The 18,273-nt window shown below is 63.2% G+C and carries 18 protein-coding genes and 1 tRNA gene; 13 read left to right on the forward strand and 6 right to left on the reverse strand.

All coding sequences use genetic code 11. From position 1 onward, the window contains the following. Positions 1-59: 59 nt before the first annotated feature. A complete protein-coding gene (locus ASE26_RS13515; protein ID WP_055939138.1) occupies positions 60-800 on the reverse strand; it encodes a GntR family transcriptional regulator in 741 nt (246 codons plus the stop codon). A gap of 161 nt (positions 801-961) precedes the next feature. Here ASE26_RS13515 and ASE26_RS13520 point away from each other — a divergent pair, with 161 nt between their 5' ends. Next, the gene (locus tag ASE26_RS13520; protein ID WP_057246402.1) at positions 962-2,257 is read left to right on the forward strand and encodes a serine hydrolase; all 1,296 of its coding nucleotides are present in this window, start codon (positions 962-964) and stop codon (positions 2,255-2,257) included. Between the two features lie 48 nt (positions 2,258-2,305). Beyond that, the gene (locus ASE26_RS13525) at positions 2,306-3,559 is read left to right on the forward strand and encodes a D-amino acid dehydrogenase (protein ID WP_055939143.1); all 1,254 of its coding nucleotides are present in this window, start codon (positions 2,306-2,308) and stop codon (positions 3,557-3,559) included. Here the strand turns inward: ASE26_RS13525 and ASE26_RS13530 are convergent. Both ASE26_RS13530 and ASE26_RS13535 read right to left on the reverse strand, forming a co-directional pair. Beyond that, positions 3,547-4,086 (reverse strand): RNA 2'-phosphotransferase, encoded by a 540-nt coding sequence (locus tag ASE26_RS13530; protein ID WP_055939146.1) that lies wholly within the window; start codon positions 4,084-4,086, stop codon positions 3,547-3,549. The two genes, ASE26_RS13525 and ASE26_RS13530, sit on opposite strands and share 13 nt — an antisense overlap. A gap of 9 nt (positions 4,087-4,095) precedes the next feature. Next, the gene (locus ASE26_RS13535) at positions 4,096-4,509 is read right to left on the reverse strand and encodes a PEP-CTERM sorting domain-containing protein (RefSeq protein ID WP_055939149.1); all 414 of its coding nucleotides are present in this window, start codon (positions 4,507-4,509) and stop codon (positions 4,096-4,098) included. A 193-nt stretch (positions 4,510-4,702) separates the two neighbouring features. On the opposite strand from ASE26_RS13535, the gene ASE26_RS13540 reads away from it, so the two are divergent. Genes ASE26_RS13540 through ASE26_RS13585 form a run of 10 tightly spaced genes read left to right on the forward strand, consistent with a single transcriptional unit; the run spans position 4,703 to position 15,830 of the window. Then, entirely contained in the window at positions 4,703-5,131 is a 429-nt protein-coding gene (locus ASE26_RS13540; protein ID WP_055939152.1) for a YchJ family protein, read from the forward strand. Positions 5,132-5,148: 17 nt separating this feature from the next. Then, a complete protein-coding gene (locus ASE26_RS13545; RefSeq protein ID WP_055939154.1) occupies positions 5,149-6,756 on the forward strand; it encodes a carboxyl transferase domain-containing protein in 1,608 nt (535 codons plus the stop codon). Between the two features lie 10 nt (positions 6,757-6,766). Further along, positions 6,767-7,552: an enoyl-CoA hydratase/isomerase family protein gene (locus ASE26_RS13550; protein ID WP_057246403.1), complete on the forward strand. Its 786-nt coding sequence runs from the start codon at positions 6,767-6,769 to the stop codon at positions 7,550-7,552. 12 nt (positions 7,553-7,564) lie between these two features. Next, entirely contained in the window at positions 7,565-8,893 is a 1,329-nt protein-coding gene (gene bioA, locus ASE26_RS13555; RefSeq protein ID WP_057246404.1) for an adenosylmethionine--8-amino-7-oxononanoate transaminase, read from the forward strand. 2 nt (positions 8,894-8,895) lie between these two features. Then, positions 8,896-10,080: an 8-amino-7-oxononanoate synthase gene (bioF, locus tag ASE26_RS13560; protein ID WP_055939162.1), complete on the forward strand. Its 1,185-nt coding sequence runs from the start codon at positions 8,896-8,898 to the stop codon at positions 10,078-10,080. 1 nt (position 10,081) lies between these two features. Beyond that, positions 10,082-10,849, forward strand: a complete 768-nt coding sequence (gene bioD, locus ASE26_RS13565) for a dethiobiotin synthase (RefSeq protein ID WP_055939165.1) — start codon at positions 10,082-10,084, stop codon at positions 10,847-10,849. Positions 10,850-10,861: 12 nt separating this feature from the next. Further along, positions 10,862-11,902, forward strand: coding sequence for a biotin synthase BioB (bioB, locus tag ASE26_RS13570; protein WP_055939170.1), 1,041 nt, complete (start codon positions 10,862-10,864; stop codon positions 11,900-11,902). A 31-nt stretch (positions 11,903-11,933) separates the two neighbouring features. Beyond that, positions 11,934-13,976, forward strand: a complete 2,043-nt coding sequence (locus tag ASE26_RS13575) for an acetyl/propionyl/methylcrotonyl-CoA carboxylase subunit alpha (protein WP_055939174.1) — start codon at positions 11,934-11,936, stop codon at positions 13,974-13,976. An 11-nt stretch (positions 13,977-13,987) separates the two neighbouring features. Beyond that, on the forward strand, positions 13,988-14,920 hold the full coding sequence (locus ASE26_RS13580) for a glyoxylate/hydroxypyruvate reductase A (RefSeq protein ID WP_055939176.1): 933 nt from the start codon (positions 13,988-13,990) through the stop codon (positions 14,918-14,920). A 1-nt stretch (position 14,921) separates the two neighbouring features. After that, on the forward strand, positions 14,922-15,830 hold the full coding sequence (locus tag ASE26_RS13585; RefSeq protein ID WP_057246405.1) for a hydroxymethylglutaryl-CoA lyase: 909 nt from the start codon (positions 14,922-14,924) through the stop codon (positions 15,828-15,830). Here the strand turns inward: ASE26_RS13585 and ASE26_RS13590 are convergent, their stop codons facing one another. Beyond that, positions 15,831-16,532, reverse strand: coding sequence for a CPCC family cysteine-rich protein (locus ASE26_RS13590; RefSeq protein ID WP_055939181.1), 702 nt, complete (start codon positions 16,530-16,532; stop codon positions 15,831-15,833). A 62-nt stretch (positions 16,533-16,594) separates the two neighbouring features. Further along, positions 16,595-16,671, reverse strand: a tRNA-Pro gene (locus ASE26_RS13595). A gap of 130 nt (positions 16,672-16,801) precedes the next feature. Here ASE26_RS13595 and ASE26_RS13600 point away from each other — a divergent pair. Next, positions 16,802-17,299, forward strand: a complete 498-nt coding sequence (locus tag ASE26_RS13600) for a hypothetical protein (RefSeq protein ID WP_057246406.1) — start codon at positions 16,802-16,804, stop codon at positions 17,297-17,299. Between the two features lie 35 nt (positions 17,300-17,334). On the opposite strand, the gene rsmI is transcribed toward ASE26_RS13600, so the two are convergent. Then, positions 17,335-18,237, reverse strand: coding sequence for a 16S rRNA (cytidine(1402)-2'-O)-methyltransferase (gene rsmI / locus ASE26_RS13605; protein ID WP_055939187.1), 903 nt, complete (start codon positions 18,235-18,237; stop codon positions 17,335-17,337). Between the last annotated feature and the right edge of the window lie 36 nt (positions 18,238-18,273).

Consider the following 18,273-nt stretch of genomic DNA (forward strand, 5'->3'; position numbering starts at 1 on the left):
GCCGGGACCGCCCATGACAGGACTTGCGGAGCTCATGTCCGCAGGTTATGCCGCCCTGCCTACGCGGCCCGGCGCATTTCCGCCACGAAGTCGTAATGATCGCTGCGGCAGTAGGAATGCGTGAGCTCGATCGCCTGGCCCGACTCAAGATAGGCGATACGGGTAATGAACAATACAGCCTGGCCTTCCGGTACTTCCAGCTGGCGCGCCAACTCGGCCGAAGCATTCATGGCGCGGATGTGCTGCAGCGCGCGCGCCGGTCCCTTGCCGACCGAATCCAGGTATTGGTAAAGCGAATCGCCGATCAGCTCGGGGTTGGGGACGATGGTTTGCGGCAGCACCGAAACTTCATACGCCATCACCACATCATCGGCCAGGCGCAAGCGTTCAAGGCGCGCCACGCGCGTGTTGGGCGACAGGCCAAGGCTCAACTGTTCGTCGGCACTGGCGGCGACCAGCGCGCGCTTGAGCCAGCGCGAGCCCGGTTTATAGCCGCGCTGCGAGAGCTGTTCCGAAAAGCTGGTCAGGTTCGACAGCGGTTGTTCAATGCGCGGCGCGATGTAATTGCCCGAGCCGCGGCGGCGCACCACCAGGCCCTGGTCCACCAATTGGTCGATGGCTTTGCGGGCGGTTACGCGCGAAACGTTCAGCAATTCAGAGAGGGTTCGTTCGGAAGGAAGCGCCTGGTCGACCTGGTAACGTCCGTTTCGAACATCGTCGCTCAACTTGCGGGCAATCTGCATGTACAGCGGCGAATTGTCTTGTTGATCTGGTTTGAATTCAACGCTGGTGAGGCTCATTACATTTCTCCTATAGCTGCTAGTGTAATAGCGAAAGAGAAATCACGCTGCTCTTTTCATTTAGCTTTAACGCACGATACACCGGGGTTATAGGCAGATAATCAGTTTTCATTAGCTGGCCGAAAGGGCCGCGCCGTATGCTGTGCGCAAAAGGAGAATGCATGCGAAAGGCGATGCGCGCCTGGTTCGGCGCCGTACTGTTGGGCAGTCTCGGCCCTGCTTCGGCCGGCGCACTGGATCGGGCACTGGCGGCTATCGTCAACGATGCGCAGCGGCCGCTGTCGAGCTTGTCCGTGCTGGCGGTGCGCGATGGCAAGGTGGCTTATCAACAACAGTTCGGCCTGCGCCGGCTTGATACGACAGGCAGCGCCGCCGCCGCGCCAGTGACGCCGCAGACCATGTTCCGCATTGCTTCCATTTCTAAAATGATGACCAGCTTCGGCGTGATGAAGCTGGTCGAAGAAGGCCGGCTCAAGCTCGATACCGACGTCGGCGAATACCTTGGCTTTGCGCTGCGCAATCCGAATTACCCTGCTCAAGCGATCACGCTGCGGCATTTGCTGAGCCACACTTCCACGCTGCGTGACGACGCCGGCTACTTCTGGCGTGCCGGCACGGCTTTGCGCGAGGTACTGGTCCCGGACGGCAGGATGTGGGCGCGCGATGGCGAGCCCGGCCAATACTTCACCTACTCCAACCTGAACTGGGCTGTGATCGGCACCGCCATGGAGCACGTGACGGGCGAACGCTTCGACCGCCTGATGCAGCGTTTGCTGCTGGCACCGATGGGACTGCGTGGCGGCTATAACCCTGCCGCATTCAGCCAGCAGGAGGTGGCGGATACCGCGACGCTGTACCGCCGCCGCACGCGCGAGACCGAAATATGGGACAGCAAGGGCGCGTGGATTGCGCAGGTGGATGACTTTGGCGTCGCCGCGCCGCAGGAGCCGGCTGGCCTCGATAAATATGTCATCGGCACCAATGCCACGCCCTTCAGCCCGACCGGCGGCATGCGCATGTCAGCCAGCGATATGGGCAGGATCATGCTCATGCTGATCAACAATGGCCGCCATGCGGGCAGGCAGATTCTCAAACCGGCATCGCTGGCCCTGATGTTCGGCGAACAATGGCGCTTCAACGGCAACAATGGCAACACGCTGAAAGGGCTCTACCATAGCTGGGGCCTGGGCATCCAGCGCTTCGCCGACGTGCGGGGCAATATGGGCGGCATGCCGCAGGATGGCCGCTTCACTGCCATCGGCCACCTGGGCGAAGCTTATGGCTTAGTCGCCACCTTCGCCGTAGACTTAAAGAAGAAACAAGGCATCGTATCCCTGATCGGGGGCTTTGGCAGCGATCCGGATACCGATCCGGGCCTGCATTCGGCGCACACGCGGGCGGAAGAGAGGATCCTTGAGGCTATTTACCAACGCGCCATCCTCGGTCGCGGGGACTGAACTACAATAGCTTTGATTTTCCACAGGGCAACAGGATTCGGAGACGGGATGGCGGGAGGAAGGCAAGTGGTGGTGATTGGCGGAGGCGTGGTCGGCCTGGCGTCAGCGTGGTGGCTGCTGGAAGCAGGTTTCCGCGTGACCCTGCTCGAACGCTTTCCGACGGTCGCCAGCGCCGCCAGCTATCGCAATGGCGGCCAGCTAAGCTATCGCTACGTCTCCCCGCTGGCAGATGAGGGAGTGCCGAAAAAGGCCATGCAATGGCTGTTCGAGCGCGACGGCCCATTCCGCTTCCGTCCCGAAGCCGATTACCGCCAGTGGCGCTGGATGGCGCAATTCGTCGCCAACTGCAATGCCGAGGCCAATGCCCGTACCACCGCCAAGCTGCTCCAGCTCGGCGAGTTGAGCCGCCTCTCACTGTCCATACTCGAACTGAAACTGCCGCTGTCGGAATTCAACTGGCGCAATGCCGGCAAGCTGGTGGTCTATCGTAGCGAAGAAGCCTTCAAGGCGGCGCTGGACAAGCCGGATAACGACGAGAACCGCGCCGTGTTGTGGGGCCGGGATACCGCCCGCATCGAGCCGGCCCTGGCGCAGATGGCGCCAAACCTGGCGGGCGGCATCTTCAATCCCGGCGAAGCGGTGGCGGATTGCTATGCCTTCTGCCTGGCGCTGGAAAAGCGCATCTACGCCCACCCGCGTTTCGAGCGCTGCATGCACACGGCGGCACGCACCATCTTCGTCGAAAACGGAAAGGTGACTGCGATCGAGACCGACGCGGGCTGGCTTTCAGCCGATCATTACGTACTGGCGGCGGGCATCCAGAGCCGCGACCTGGCTGCTACCGCCAACCTCGACTTGCCGATGTATCCGTTGAAGGGCTACAGCCTGACGGCGCCGATCCGCAGCGAGCATGTGGCGCCCAATATCAGCGTGACCGACTTTGAGCGCAAGACGCTGTACGCCCGCATCGGCAAGCAATTGCGCATCGCCGCCATGGTCGATATGGTGGGCGAAAGTACCCGCATTGACCGGCGGCGCATTGCCAGCCTGTCGCGACTGGCCCGCGCATCGATGCCGAATGCCGCCGACTACGACAAGGCGGAAGCCTGGGCCGGCCTGCGCCCGGCGACGCCCAACAGCGCTCCGATCATCGGCGCCACGCCTTATCCCAACCTGTGGCTCAACGTCGGCCACGGCCCGCTGGGCTTCACCTTTGCCTGCGGCAGCGCCAACCTGCTGGCCACCCTGATGCGCGGCAAAGAGCCGCCGTTCGAACTCGACTGCCTGGCTTACAAGGTCTGATTCAGGTATTTCGCAGGAACGGCTGCGGTCAGCCAAACCCCGTTTTCTGAAATGTAGAAGAGGTGGCCGTCGCGGGCCATCTGGCCGGATTCCACGCTCAGTATCACTGGCTTGCCGTGCCGGCTGCCGACTTTTTCCGCAGTTGCCAGGTCGGTCGACAAGTGGACGTGCTGGCGCGCGGCAGGATGCAGGCCGCTTTCGCGGATCGAGTCGAGAAAACGCGTTGCGGTGCCGTGGTACAACTGCTCCGGCGGCGCCTGCGGCGCCAATCCCAGTGCGATGTCGACGGAATGGCCCTGGTTGGCCCGGATCTTCGTCCCGTCCTCGCTGATCGCAAAACGCTTCTTGTCGCTGTTCTTGACGATGGATTGGATCTGGGACCGGCTCAAATCGGTCCCCCGCAGGTTCGCACGGGCAATCAATTCGTCGATCGACGCCCACCCATTCTGGTCCAGTACGAGCCCGATTTCTTCCGGTTTGTGACGCAAGACCAGGCTCAGGAACTTGCTTTTACTGACTTCGTTCATCTCGATATGTTAGCACCTGGCACTGTCGGCTTTCTTTACCGTACAGCCGATGAGCAGGGCAAGGCCCAGGCTTAGCAATGCGAAAGTCCCCGGTTCGGGCACTGCCACCAGCACGGGCGACTGGATCGGCGTCTCGAAGAGCGGCGGCGTGCCGGTTTGCCCCGGGTAAGTCGAAGGCAATGCCGGGCCAGGCACGCTGGCAGGCGGATCCGGCACAGGCAGGGGCGGCGGCAGCCCCCTGAAAGGCGGAGGCCTGCGATTGAAATACGATGCCGGCGGCTGGCTGTAGTTCATATAGCTGAACTGGATACTGTTGACGGTATAGGGCGACTGTGTCGATACGATTGGATCCGCAAGTGCTTGATCCCGGGCCAGGACAAAGCAGGCCAGCAGACAAGTTTTGAGCAAGGCATCAGCTTTCATTTTTTGCGCTCCGGGTCGGGTTGGCGAAAACTTCAAGCTTGCAGATGCATCAACTGTACCTGCCCCTAAGTGCCTGATTATCCAGTCGCCTCCTGTTTCAACCGCGCCTGGCGTAAAGATCTGCGACGCGCTTGGAGTCGCCGCTTGGCCTTGGGAAGTCACGCCAGCGTGCGATATGGCGGATAATGGCGGGATGTCCAAATCCAAGACCCCTGTCGGCTGCCCATGCGGCGGTCCTTCTTTTGAGGCTTGCTGCGGCCCCTTTATTGAAGGGAAAGCCCTGCCGGAAACGGCTGAGCAGCTGATGCGCTCCCGCTATTCCGCCTATACACTCCAGAACGAGTCGTATTTGTTGTCGACTTGGCACCAAAGCACCCGTCCCGCCGAGCCAATTATTAAGCAGGACGAAAAGCTCCAGTGGTTGGGACTTGAGGTAAAATCTGCTTTACGTTTACGTCAACGTAAAGCAGAAGCCCAGCCGAACGAGGATTTTGTCGAGTTCGTCGCCCGCCTGCGGGTGAATGGCCGCGGCCAGCGCCTGCATGAGCTGAGCCGCTTCCTGCGCGAACCGGGTGAAGGTGGCCTGCGCTGGTTTTACGTCGACGGCGAATTTCCAGAATAAAAGAAGAGGACGAGACAATGCCGCATATCGAGAGCAAACTTAATCCGCGCAGCGAGGACTTCAAAGCCAACGCCGACGCCATGCAAGCCCTGGTCGACGACCTGCGCGCCAAGGTCGCGAAGGCGGCGCAAGGCGGCGGCGAGGCGGCCAGCGCCAAGCACGTGGCGCGCGGCAAGCTGCTGCCACGCGACCGCGTACAGATGCTGCTCGACCCCGGCACGCCCTTCCTCGAGTTCTCGCAACTGGCGGCTTTCGACATGTACGACAACGCCGCGCCTGCTGCGGGCGTGATCACCGGCATCGGCCGCGTCAATGGCCAGGAATGCGTGATCGTCTGTAACGACGCCACCGTCAAGGGCGGCACCTATTACCCGATGACGGTGAAGAAGCACCTGCGCGCGCAGGAAATCGCCGAGCAGAACAACCTGCCCTGCATCTACCTGGTCGACTCGGGCGGCGCCAACCTGCCGAACCAAGACGACGTATTCCCCGACCGCGACCATTTCGGCCGCATCTTCTTCAACCAGGCCAATATGTCGTCCAAGGGCATCCCGCAGATCGCGGTGGTGATGGGTTCCTGCACGGCCGGCGGCGCTTACGTGCCTGCCATGTCGGACGAATCGATCATCGTGAAAGAACAGGGCACCATCTTCCTCGGCGGTCCTCCGCTGGTGAAGGCGGCGACCGGCGAAGTGGTTTCCGCCGAAGACCTGGGCGGCGGCGACGTCCACACCCGCCTGTCGGGCGTGGCCGACCACCTGGCGCAGGACGATATGCACGCGCTGTCGATGGCCCGCAGCATCGTCTCCAACCTGAACCGCCAGAAGCCGCAACAGGGCGTGCTGCGCGAAGCGGTGGAGCCGAAGTACGCGCCGGAAGAACTGTACGGCGTGATCCCGGTCGACACCCGCAAGCCATTCGATATCCGCGAAGTGATCGCGCGCATCGTCGACGGTTCCGAATTCGATGAATTCAAGGCACGCTACGGCGCCACCCTGGTGTGCGGTTTCGCCCACATCTACGGCATGAAAGTCGGCATCATCGCCAACAACGGCATCCTGTTCTCCGAGTCGGCGCTGAAAGGCACCCACTTCATCGAACTGTGCTGCCAGCGCAAGATCCCGCTGGTCTTCCTGCAGAACATCACCGGCTTCATGGTCGGCCGCAAGTACGAAAACGAGGGCATCGCCCGTAACGGCGCCAAGATGGTGACTGCGGTCGCTACCGCATCCGTGCCCAAGTTCACCGTGATCATCGGCGGCTCTTTCGGCGCCGGCAACTACGGCATGTGCGGCCGCGCCTACTCGCCGCGCATGTTGTGGATGTGGCCGAATGCGCGCATTTCCGTGATGGGCGGCGAGCAGGCGGCAGGCGTGCTGGCCACCGTGAAGCGCGACGGCATCGAAGCCAAGGGCGGCACCTGGAGCGCCGAGGAGGAAGCGGCCTTCAAGCAGCCGATCAAGGAACAGTACGAAGTGCAGGGCCACCCTTATTACGCCTCCGCGCGCCTGTGGGACGACGGCGTGATCGATCCGGCCGACACGCGCATGGTGCTGGGCCTGGGCCTGTCCGCCGCGCTCAACGCGCCAATCCCGGACACCAGGTTCGGCGTGTTCCGCATGTAAGGAGATGACGATGACCTATGTAACCCTGACCATCGGCATCAGCGACAGGATCGCCACCGTCACCCTGAATCGCCCGGACGTACGCAATGCCTTCAACGAGCATTCGATCAACGAGCTGGCGCGCGCCTTCTCGGAACTGGGCCGCAACGAAAACGTGCGCGCCATCGTGCTGGCCGGGAACGGTCCGGCCTTCTGCGCCGGCGGTGACCTGAACTGGATGAAAAAGATGGCCCATTACACCCACGAGGAGAATGAGGCCGACGCCATGCAGCTGGCGCAAATGCTGCGCACGATCTACCTGTGCCCGAAACCGACCGTGGCGCGCGTGCATGGCGATTGCTATGCGGGCGGCATGGGTCTCGTTTCCGCCTGCGACATCATCGTCGCGGTGCCGGACGCGAATTTCTGCCTGAGCGAAGTGAAACTGGGCCTGATCCCCGCGACCATTTCGCCGTATGTGATCAAGGCGATGGGTGAGCAGGCTTCGCGCCGCTATTTCCTCACCGCCGAACGTTTCAGCGCCGCCGAAGCACACCGCATCGGCATGGTGCACGAACTGGTCGCCGCCGACGCGCTGGACGCCAAGATGGCGGAAGTGCTGAAGGCGCTGGTGACCAACAGCCCGAACGCAGTGAAGGAAGCCAAAGTGCTGGTGCGCGACATCGTCGGCAAGCCGGTGAACGATGCGCTGCTGGCCGATACGGCCGAACGCATCGCCCACATCCGCGCTTCCGAGCAGGGCCGCGAAGGCGTGACTTCCTTCCTGGAGAAGCGCAAGCCGGGCTGGCTGAATTGAACGGAGCAGTTTTTGGAAGCAAACCAACAAAGCGATTGGGTAGCACGTAGCCTGAAGTCTGTCTGGCACCCGTGCACCCAGATGCAGCACCATGAAAGCGTGCCGCTGATTCCCGTCAGCCATGGCCGCGGCGTGTGGCTGTACGACCACCAAGGCAACCGCTACCTGGATGCGATCAGTTCCTGGTGGGTGAACCTGTTCGGCCACGCCAACCCGCGCATCAACGCGGCATTGCGCGAGCAGCTCGACATGCTGGAGCATGCGATGCTGGCCGGCTTCACCCACGAGCCGGTGATCCAGCTCAGCGAACGCCTGGCGACGCTGACCCAGCACAATCTGGGCCACGCCTTCTATGCCTCGGATGGCGCCTCGGCGGTCGAAATCGCCCTGAAAATGAGCTTCCATTCCTGGCGCAATATGGTCCAGGGCGGCAAACAGGAATTCGTTTGCCTGAAAGGCAGCTACCACGGCGAGACCATCGGCGCGCTGGCGGTAACCGACGTGGCGCTGTTCAAGGACGCCTACGGTCCGCTGCTGCGCGCCACGCAGACCGTGATGTCGCCGGATGCGCGCCAGGCTGCCGAAGGGGAAACGGCGGCCGATGTGGCGCGCCGCGCCGCCGCCGACGTCGAGCGCATGTTCACCGAACGCGCCGGCAAGATCGCGGCCATCATCATCGAGCCGCTGGTGCAATGCGCGACCGGCATGGCGATGCACGATCCGCTCTACCTGAAACTGGTGCGCGAGCTGTGCGACCGGCACGGCGTGCACCTGATCCTGGACGAAATCGCGGTCGGCTGCGGCCGCACCGGCACCTTCTTCGCCTGCGAGCAGGCCGGCATCTGGCCGGACTTCCTTTGCCTGTCGAAGGGCATCAGCGGCGGCTACCTGCCGTTGTCCATCGTGCTGTCGCGCGACGAAATCTACCAGGCCTTCTATGATGCCGACGTCACGCGCGGCTTCCTGCACTCGCACTCGTACACCGGCAATCCGCTGGCCTGCCGCGCCGCGCTTGCTACGCTGGACATTTTCGCCGAAGACCACGTGCTGGAAGCGAACAAGGCGCGCTCGCGCAAACTGACCGAGGCCCTGGCGCCGCTGGCCAAGCACGAGCACACCGGGAACTTCCGCAACCGGGGCATGATCTGGGCCTTCGATGCAGTCGGCGCCACGCCGGGCTTCTCGCGCCGCTTCTTCACCGAGGGTACCAGGCAGGAACTTTTGCTGCGCCCGATCGGCAATACCGTGTACCTGATGCCGCCGTACATCCTCAGCGACGAGGAAATCGACGGCCTGGCCGCGCGTACGCTGTCGGTGTTCGAGAAAACGCGGGTGGGCTGATCATGGAACTTCTCGCAAAACTCGACCAGCAGTTGCAGGCGCTGGATGACAAAAACCTGATCCGCAAACGGCGTTCGGTGGAAACCGCCTGCGGCCCGCGCGTGATGGTGGATGGCCGCGAACTTCTGGCCTTCTGCAGCAATGATTACCTTGGCCTGGCCGCGCATCCGCGCCTGGCTGAAGCGATGCAGCAGGGCGTTGAGCTGTACGGCACCGGCAGCGGCGCCTCCCACCTGATCAGCGGCCATAGCCGCGCGCACACGCTGCTGGAGCAGCGCCTGGCAGAATTCCTGTCGCCGCACCTGGTGCACGCGCAGGCGCTGTATTTCTGCACCGGCTATATGGCCAACCTTGCCGTGCTGACCGGACTCTCGGTGGGCGAAAAGGACACTGAAATCTTCAGCGAAGCACTGAACCACGCCTCGCTGATCGACGGTGCCCGCCTGGCGCGCACCAGGCTGTCCGTCTACCCGCACGCCGACGTAGCGGCGCTGGGTGAACTGCTGGCCACCAGCACCGCCAGCAACAAGATCGTGGTCACCGATTCCGTGTTCAGCATGGATGGCGACCTGGCCGAGCTGCCTGCGCTGCTGGCCCTGTGCGAGCAGCACAATGCCTGGCTGGTGGTGGACGACGCCCACGGCTTCGGCACGCTGGGCGAGAACGGCCGCGGCGCATTGGAGCACTTCGCCATGCGCTCGCCCTACCTGGTCTATGTCGGCACGCTGGGCAAGGCGGCCGGTGTCGGCGGCGCCTTCGTCGCGGCGCACCGCACCGTGGTGGAAACCCTGATCCAGCGCGCCCGCCCCTACATCTTCACCACCGCCGCTCCGCCGGCGCTGGCGCACGCACTGCAAGCGAGCCTGGATATCATCTGCGGCGAAGAAGGCCGCGAGCGCCGCGCCCACCTGCAGTCTCTGGTGGCACAATTGCAGGACAGCCTGCGCCTGAAGCGCTGGCAGCTGCTGCCGTCAAGGACGGCGATCCAGCCAATCATCATTGGCGAGAACGATGAAACCATGCGGCTGTCCGCCGCGCTGTACGAGCAGGGCATCTGGGTAGGCGGCATCCGGCCGCCGACCGTGCCGGCCGGAACCGCGCGCCTGCGCATCACCTTGTCCGCCGGCCACTCGGCCGACGACGTGCGCCGCCTGGCAGACGCTATCAACAAACTTGAAAGGACCTGATATGGCGCTTGAAGACCCTGTCATCGCTCCTGAGCCACAAGCCGCAGTGGCCGTCGATGGCCTGCCGCCGCGCTTCGCCTGCTTTGTGGCGGGCACCGACACCGAAATCGGCAAGACGCTCACGTCGTCCGCGATGCTGTACTCGCTGGTGAAAAATGGCGCCCGCGCCTGCGGCATGAAACCCGTCGCCGCCGGCGCGGTGATGAGGAACGGCCAGTTGCACAACGACGACGCCGACCAGCTGATCGAAGCAAGCAACGTACACTTGCCGCAGTCGCTGACCACCCCATTCATGCTGAAAGAGCCGGCTGCACCGCATATCGCCGCCGCGCTGGAAGGCATTGAGATCGACCCGGTGCCGATCCTGGCCGCCTACGTTGAAATCGCCGCCGCTACCGACGCCATCGTGGTGGAAGGCGTAGGCGGTTTCTGCGTTCCGCTGACCGACGATCTCGACACCGCCGACCTGGCCGAGCAGCTTGCGCTGCCGGTGGTGCTGGTGGTGGGCCTGCGCCTGGGCTGCATCAACCATGCGCTGCTGACCGTGGAAGCGATCGAGTCGCGCGGCCTGAAGCTCGTGGGCTGGGTCGCCAACACCCTGGAATTTGAAATGAACTTCGCGGACGAAAATATCGCCGCACTGTCAGCGCGCATTCCCGCGCCGCTGCTCGGCCGCATCCCGCGACTGGCAAAACCGACTGCCGCCGCCGCTGCCGAATACCTGAACTTCACGTCCCTGCCGAACTGGCCGGGCCGCCGCACCACGTAAGAGAGGAAGAAGATGTCCCTGCAAGAACCTAAAGCCGTCCAACTGCACCGTCCAACCGCCGCCATCAAGTTGCCGGAGGCCGCTACCTGGCCCCTGGAAGACGTCATGGCGCTGTACGAGCTGCCATTCAACGATTTGATGTTCCGCGCACAGGAAGCCCATCGCGCCAACTGGCCGGACGGCGACGTCGAACTGGCGACCCTGCTCTCGATCAAGACCGGCGGCTGCGAAGAGGATTGCGGCTACTGCCCGCAAGCCGCGCGCTACGACACCGGCGTGGAAGCCAAGAAGATCCTGGACCTGGACACCGTGCTGGACGCCGCCAGGCAGGCGAAAGACAACGGCGCCACCCGTTTCTGCATGGGCGCTGCCTGGCGCAGCCCGAAAGAGCGCGACATGGAGAAAGTCGAAACCATGGTGCGTGAAGTGAAGGCCATGGGCCTGGAGACCTGCGCCACCCTGGGCATGCTGGAAGCCGACCAGGCACAGCGCCTGAAGGACGCGGGCCTGGACTACTACAACCACAACCTGGACACCTCGCCGGACTTCTACGACAACGTGATCTCCACCCGCCAGTACCAGGACCGCCTGGACACCCTGGGCCACGTGCGCAGCGCCGGCCTGAAGGTCTGCTGCGGCGGCATCGTGGGCATGGGCGAGACGCGCGAACAGCGCGCCGGCCTGATCGCCCAGCTGGCCAACCTGAATCCGTACCCTGAGTCGGTACCGGTCAACCACCTGGTGCAAGTGGAAGGTACCCCGCTGCACGGCCTGGACAAGCTGGACCCGCTGGAGTTCGTGCGCACCATCGCCATCGCCCGCATCACCATGCCGAAGGCGCGCGTGCGCCTGTCCGCTGGCCGCCGCGAACTGGGCGAAGCCGTGCAGGCGATGTGCTTCATGGCCGGCGCCAACTCGATCTTCTACGGCGACAAGCTACTGACCACCGACAACCCGGAAGCCAACGACGACCGCGCCCTGCTGGCCAAACTGGGCCTGCCGACCCGCGGCGCCGTGCTGGACTCGGTACAAAAAGAAGCCTGCGGCTGCTAAGAAAAAATCCAAAAAAAGAGTAGAGAGAGACATGTTCAAAAAAATCCTGATTGCCAACCGTGGCGAGATCGCTTGCCGCGTCGCTGCAACCGCGCGGCGCCTGGGCATCAAGACCGTGGCCGTATATTCGGATGCGGACGCGAATGCCAAGCACGTTGCCGTGTGCGACGAAGCGGTGAACATCGGCCCGGCCGCCGCCAAGGAATCCTACCTGTGCGGCGACAAGCTGATCGCCGTGGCGCTGGCCACCGGTGCGGAAGCGATCCACCCGGGCTATGGTTTCCTGTCCGAGAACGCCGAGTTTGCGGATGCCTGCGCCGAAGTGGGCCTGGCCTTCATCGGCCCGCCGGCGTCCGCCATGCGCGCCATGGGCTCGAAGTCGGCTGCCAAACAGCTGATGGAGAAGGCCAATGTGCCGCTGGTGCCGGGCTACCACGGCGACAACCAGGATGCAGGCTTCCTGCAGGAACAGGCAGACCGCATCGGCTACCCGGTGCTGCTGAAGGCTTCGGCCGGCGGCGGCGGCAAGGGCATGCGCGTGGTCGAGTCGTCGGAAGCATTCAAGGATGCGCTGGCGTCCTGCAAACGCGAAGCCACCAGCTCATTCGGCGACGACAAGGTGCTGGCCGAGAAATACCTGCAGCGCCCGCGCCATATCGAGATCCAGGTGTTCGCCGATACGCACGGCAATTGCATCTACCTGTTCGAGCGTGACTGCTCCGTGCAGCGCCGCCACCAGAAAGTACTGGAGGAAGCGCCGGCGCCGGGCATGAACGCCGAACGCCGCGCCGCGATGGGCGAAGCCGCCGTCGCTGCGGCGCGCGCCGTGGGCTATGTCGGCGCCGGTACGGTGGAATTCATCGCCAACCAGGACGGCAGCTTCTACTTCATGGAAATGAATACCCGCCTGCAGGTTGAACACCCGGTGACCGAAATGATCACCGGCACCGACCTGGTGGAATGGCAGATCCGTGTCGCCGCCGGCGAAACCCTGCCGAAAAAGCAGGAAGAACTGACCATCAACGGCCACTCGATCGAGGCGCGTATCTATGCCGAGAATCCGGAGAAGGGCTTCCTGCCGTCGATCGGCACGCTGCGCCACCTGGAAACGCCTGGCGCCGCCAACTTCGAATTGGGCGGCGTGCCTGGCCATCCGGCTGCCGTGCGTATCGATTCCGGCGTGCGCGAGAACGATGCGATTTCGCCGTTCTACGACCCGATGATCGCCAAGCTGATCGTGTGGGGCGCCGACCGCAAGCAGGCCCTGGCCCGCATGGCGCAGGCGCTGTCGCAATACCAGATCGTCGGCCTGGCGACCAATATCGCCTTCCTGAAGCGCCTGGTGGAAGGCGATGCCTTCGCCAATGCCGACCTGGATACCGGCCTGATTGAACGGAATCACGACGCGCTGTTCCCGCCTGCGCGCTCGATCCCGGTGGCTGCAGTAGCGCTGGCCGCGGTGTCGCTGATCGAGGAAGAGAAGGACAAGTCGGCCGCCCAATCCGGCGCCAACAAAGGTGATCCGTGGGGCCAGGCGCTGGGCTGGCGCATGAACTTCAACTATGCGCGCAAGCTGTCCTTCAGCGACGAGCACGGCAAGCAGTACGCGCCGATGCTGACCTACCTGCCGCACGGCTGGCAGTTCGAGATCAAGGGCCTGGAAGTCGAGCTGTCGCTGTTCAAGCAGGACGGCTCGGACCTGAGCATCAAGCTGGGCGAGACCTCGGTGCATGGAACGGTGCGCCGCGAGACGACCCGTGACGGGGTGGCCTTCCACGTCTTCACCGGCGGCGGCCACTATGTGCTGGACTATAACGACCCCATGGCGCATGCCGGCGAATCCGAAGCGGAAGGCGGCCGCCTGACCGCGCCGATGCCGGGCAAGGTAGTCGCAGTCCTGGCCGAAAAGGGCAAGGAAGTGAAGAAAGGCGACGCGCTGGTGATCATGGAAGCGATGAAGATGGAGCACACCATCTCCGCCCCGCATGACGGCGTGGTCGAGGAGATCCTGTACGCGGTGGGCGACCAGGTGGCGGATGGCGCGCCGCTGCTGGCCTTCAAAACTGCCGCTTAAGGAGAGGCGCAATGCGCATCCTGCTGTATCGCGCGGATGGCAACACCGCGCCGTGGGTCAAGGATTTCGCCGACTTGATGCCGGAGGCGGAAGTGGTGGTTTGGCGCGAAGGCGCCCACTTGCCGACTTGTGATTACGCCGTGCTGTGGACGCCGCCGCAAGCCATGCTGGCCGAGCTGGCACGCGTGAAGGCGATCTTCCTGACCGGTGCCGGCGCCGATGCGATCATGAAATATTCGCACGCGATTCCGCCGCATATTCCCATCGTGCGCCTGAATGACGCCGGCATGGGCATCCAGATGGCGGAATACGTCACGCATGCCGTGCTGCGTTATTTCCGCCGCCTCGACGAGTACGAGACGCAGGCTCGCTCGGGCGCCTGGCTGCAACTGGAAGCGCGCGAAAAGGCCGACTTCTCCGTGGGCGTGATGGGCGTGGGCGCACTTGGCTCGCACGTAATCGAAGCGCTCAGGCCCTTCGGCTTCCCCCTGCGCGCCTGGAGCCGTTCGCCGAAGTCACTGGACGGCGTTGATTCCTTCCATGGCGAGGCGGGGCTGGATGGTTTCCTCGGTTCTTCGCGCGTTGTCGTGTGCATGCTGCCGTTGACAGAAGAAACCACCCACATCCTCAACCGCCCCAACATGATGAAGATGCCGCAAGGCTCTTACATCATCAACGTGGGACGCGGTGCGCACATTTCCGAACCGGACCTGCTGCCGCTGATCAAGTCCGGCCACATTGCAGGCGCCACGCTCGACGTGTTCCGCAACGAACCGCTGCCGGCGCAGCATCCATTCTGGATGGAGCCGCGCATCACGATCACGCCGCACATTTCAGCGTTGACGCTGCGCCGTGAAAGCGTGGAACAAATGGCCGCCAAGATGCGCCAGCATGCACGCGGCGAAGAAGTCGCCGATGTAATCAATCGCACAAAAGGGTACTGAAATGAGTTTGCCAAAGAAGGTCAAGATTGTTGAAGTGGGCCCGCGCGACGGCCTGCAGAATGAAAAGGGCGACGTTCCTGCCGACGTGAAGATCGAGCTGGTGAACCGCCTGACGGAAGCGGGCTTCCCGAACATCGAAGCGGCGTCGTTCGTGTCGCCGAAGTGGGTGCCGCAAATGGCGACTTCAAAGGAAGTCATGGCCGGCATTACCCGCAAGCCGGGGGTGATCTATTCCGCCCTGACGCCGAATATGCAGGGCTTCGAAGCCGCGCTGGCGGCGGGTGCCAATGAAGTGGTGATCTTTGGCGCAGCGTCGGAGGCGTTCTCGCAAAAGAACATCAACTGCTCGATCGCGGAATCGATCGAGCGCTTCGTGCCGGTTGCGAAAGCGGCCAAGGATGCGGGCCTGCGCCTGCGCGCTTCGGTCAGCACGGCGTTCGGCTGTCCTTACCAGGGCGACGTGCCGCTGGATTCGGTGGCCTATGTGGTGGGCCGCATGCGCGACCTGGGTTGCGACGAGATCGATATTGCCGACACCATCGGCGTATCGACCCCGCTCAAGACCAGGGCGGTAATGGAACGCGCGATCAAGGAGTTCCGCGCCAACGGGCTGGCGGGCCACTTCCACGACACTTACGGCCAGGCGCTGGCGAATATCTACGCCTCGATGGAAGCGGGTATTGAGATTTTCCACTCCTCGGTATCGGGCCTGGGCGGCTGCCCTTATGCCAAGGGCGCTACCGGCAACGTCGCGACCGAAGACGTGATTTACATGATGAATGGCCTCGGCATCGAGACCGGTGTGGACCTGGACAAGGTGGTCGACGCGGGCCAGTTCATCTCCAGCTTCCTGGGTCGCAAAGGCGCCAGCCGCGCCGGCAATGCGATTGCCGCCAAACGCGCCGGCTGATTAGCTTTCGTCCGAGCGGCCGCGCTGCAGGAATATTGCCAGCAGCCTGGCCGCTGCGCGCTGCAACGATTGCCAGTTGGGCGTTGCGAACAGCGCTTCAAGGCGCGGCAGGGGATGCGGCGCACCTTCCGCGATCTCGCTCCACACGCGCGCAAACTGCGCGATCCCGTTGCGTTCTTCCGCCGAGAAAACTGGTTCAGTGAAATGCTGTTTCCAGTCTGGCGTTACCCAGTCTTCCCATTGATTCAAGACTTCATCCGCAGCTGACATGGCTGGCGCGGCGGCTTGCAATTGCCGCTGTGCGTCGAAGGAACTGGCCAGCTCCAGGTATTCCATGATGCGGTTGCGCACGCGGCGCAGGCCGACCGGTTGCTCGGGCACGGATGTACGCGGGGTGCGCAGCCAGTAATACAGATCGTAGGTGGTGGCGCTTTCGAGCGGGGGACCGTCCGGGATATCAGCTTTTTGCTGCCAGAGCGGGAACCAGTGCGGGTCGCGCACGTGTTCGGCGCCGGTCGCCGAATGGCCGAACTGTACGTATCGCACTTGGGCTTCCGCCAGGCTGTGTACGTTGGCGCCACTGGCGAGGAAGGGGGAGTAGAGTTGCGGCAGGTCGTCGTGCCAGTCGCAGACAGGGCACGCTGCAAGTGAGCCGGGGGCGCCGGCGAAGGCGGCATATCCGCAGCAAGGGCAGGTGTACATGGCGCTGATCCTAATGCAGAAAAAAAAAGACCTGCACGAATGCAGGTCTTTTTTCTGAAACTTGGTCGGAGTACAAGGATTCGAACCTTGGACCCTCTGCTCCCAAAGCAGATGCGCTACCGGGCTGCGCTACACTCCGAAGAAGCAAGATAATACAAGCTGGGCGGGGGGTCGTCAACCCCCAATTTAAAAGTTGGAGAATTTTGATGCCTTACCGAACGCCGAGGTGGCGGATTGCAGCCGGTATCGTTATTTCTTTGTTACTGCACTTGGCAGTAGTGGTTTTCGTGCGGCCGCCCGAACCGCGCAATGTGGACGATTCGCGTTCCTGGCTGACGAAGGTAGAAGTGAGGATCGTGGCGCCAACGCCGCCGCCTGAGCCCGCACCGGAGATCGAGCGCAAGCCAGAGCGCATTGCGCTCGCCGAACCGCGCCGCCAGCCGCGTCGGGCCGAGCCGCACAAGAATGCATCGAAAGAGGAGGCAACGATGGCTGTCGAGCCGGCCCGCGAATCCACGCTGGTTTTGCGTCCCGCCGAACCGGGGGCAACGACGCATTTCGACCGCGAAGCCGCCAAGGCCGCCGCCCGCGACATTGCAGGCGAGCTGGAATCGGCCCCACTCAAAATGCGTGAAACGCGAGACGAAAAGCTGGCCCGCCGAATCCAGGACGCCGCCCGCCCCAACTGCAAGGACGGCATCCCCGGCGGCCTGCTGGCCCCGCTCTACCTGATGATGGACAAGAAAGACAGCGGCTGCAAATGGTAAATGTCCACTTTCGTTCCTGACCCCGAGGTGGACATTTACTGCTTGAGCTCGAGGGCGCGGTCGTAGAGGGCGTTCTTTTTCTTGCCGGTGATCTGGGCGGCGAGGGCGGCGGCTTGTTTTACGGGCAACTCGGCGAGCAGGATTTGCAGGATGCGGTCGGTTTCGCCGTCGTGGCCTGCTTCGGCTGGCGGGGCGCCTTCGACCAGTACCACGAACTCGCCTTTTTCATGGTTGGTGTCGGATTTCAGCCACGCGACGGCTTCGCCCAGCGGGCAGCGGTGGATTTGCTCGAACAACTTGGTCACCTCGCGGGCGAATACCACCTGGCGCTGGGCGCCGAAGGCGTCGGCCAAGGCTTGGGCGCACTCGACAATACGGTGCGGGGCTTCGTAGAACACCAGCGTGGCCGGCGCGGCGGCCAATCCCTGCAACACGCCTTCGCGCTGCTTGGACTTCGATGGCAAAAAACCCACAAAGTGGAACTGGTCATTTACCAGGCCGCTGGCCGACAGCGCTGCCACGGCTGCCGAGGCGCCAGGCAGGGGAATCACCCGCAAGCCGGCGGTGCGCACCGCGTCCACAATGCGGGCGCCAGGGTCGGAGACTGCCGGGGTGCCGGCATCCGACACCAGGGCAATACGCTCGCCGGCCTGCAGGCGCACGATCAGGCCTGCGGCCGCTTCGCGTTCATTGTGCATATGGGCGGCGATCAGGGGCTTGTGCAGGCCGAAGCGGTTCATCAGTTGCGCGGTGTTGCGCGTATCTTCGCAGGCGACCGCGTCAACCAGCGACAACACATGCAAGGCGCGCAGGCTAATGTCAGTCACATTGCCGATTGGCGTGGCCACCACGTATAGAGTTGCCGTGGGATAATTTTGGTGGGCGGTCTCGCCGAGGATTGCTAAACTGGCGAGAGGAGTGGAATCTTGTGCTGTCATTGGGGGAAGGATGCTGTTTAAAAATATCAAAAATCT

The sequence above is a fragment of the Duganella sp. Root198D2 genome (assembly GCF_001428585.1).
Taxonomy (GTDB): Bacteria; Pseudomonadota; Gammaproteobacteria; order Burkholderiales; family Burkholderiaceae_D; genus Rugamonas.

Coding starts and splice junctions, on each gene's coding strand:
- ASE26_RS13515 (WP_055939138.1), bottom strand. CDS start 800: ATGAGCCTCACCAGCGTTGAATTCAAACCAGATCAACAAGACAATTCG.
- ASE26_RS13520 (WP_057246402.1), top strand. CDS start 962: ATGCGAAAGGCGATGCGCGCCTGGTTCGGCGCCGTACTGTTGGGCAGT.
- ASE26_RS13525 (WP_055939143.1), top strand. CDS start 2,306: ATGGCGGGAGGAAGGCAAGTGGTGGTGATTGGCGGAGGCGTGGTCGGC.
- ASE26_RS13530 (WP_055939146.1), bottom strand. CDS start 4,086: ATGAACGAAGTCAGTAAAAGCAAGTTCCTGAGCCTGGTCTTGCGTCAC.
- ASE26_RS13535 (WP_055939149.1), bottom strand. CDS start 4,509: ATGAAAGCTGATGCCTTGCTCAAAACTTGTCTGCTGGCCTGCTTTGTC.
- ASE26_RS13540 (WP_055939152.1), top strand. CDS start 4,703: ATGTCCAAATCCAAGACCCCTGTCGGCTGCCCATGCGGCGGTCCTTCT.
- ASE26_RS13545 (WP_055939154.1), top strand. CDS start 5,149: ATGCCGCATATCGAGAGCAAACTTAATCCGCGCAGCGAGGACTTCAAA.
- ASE26_RS13550 (WP_057246403.1), top strand. CDS start 6,767: ATGACCTATGTAACCCTGACCATCGGCATCAGCGACAGGATCGCCACC.
- bioF (WP_055939162.1), top strand. CDS start 8,896: ATGGAACTTCTCGCAAAACTCGACCAGCAGTTGCAGGCGCTGGATGAC.
- bioD (WP_055939165.1), top strand. CDS start 10,082: ATGGCGCTTGAAGACCCTGTCATCGCTCCTGAGCCACAAGCCGCAGTG.
- bioB (WP_055939170.1), top strand. CDS start 10,862: ATGTCCCTGCAAGAACCTAAAGCCGTCCAACTGCACCGTCCAACCGCC.
- ASE26_RS13575 (WP_055939174.1), top strand. CDS start 11,934: ATGTTCAAAAAAATCCTGATTGCCAACCGTGGCGAGATCGCTTGCCGC.
- ASE26_RS13580 (WP_055939176.1), top strand. CDS start 13,988: ATGCGCATCCTGCTGTATCGCGCGGATGGCAACACCGCGCCGTGGGTC.
- ASE26_RS13585 (WP_057246405.1), top strand. CDS start 14,922: ATGAGTTTGCCAAAGAAGGTCAAGATTGTTGAAGTGGGCCCGCGCGAC.
- ASE26_RS13590 (WP_055939181.1), bottom strand. CDS start 16,532: ATGTACACCTGCCCTTGCTGCGGATATGCCGCCTTCGCCGGCGCCCCC.
- rsmI (WP_055939187.1), bottom strand. CDS start 18,237: ATGACAGCACAAGATTCCACTCCTCTCGCCAGTTTAGCAATCCTCGGC.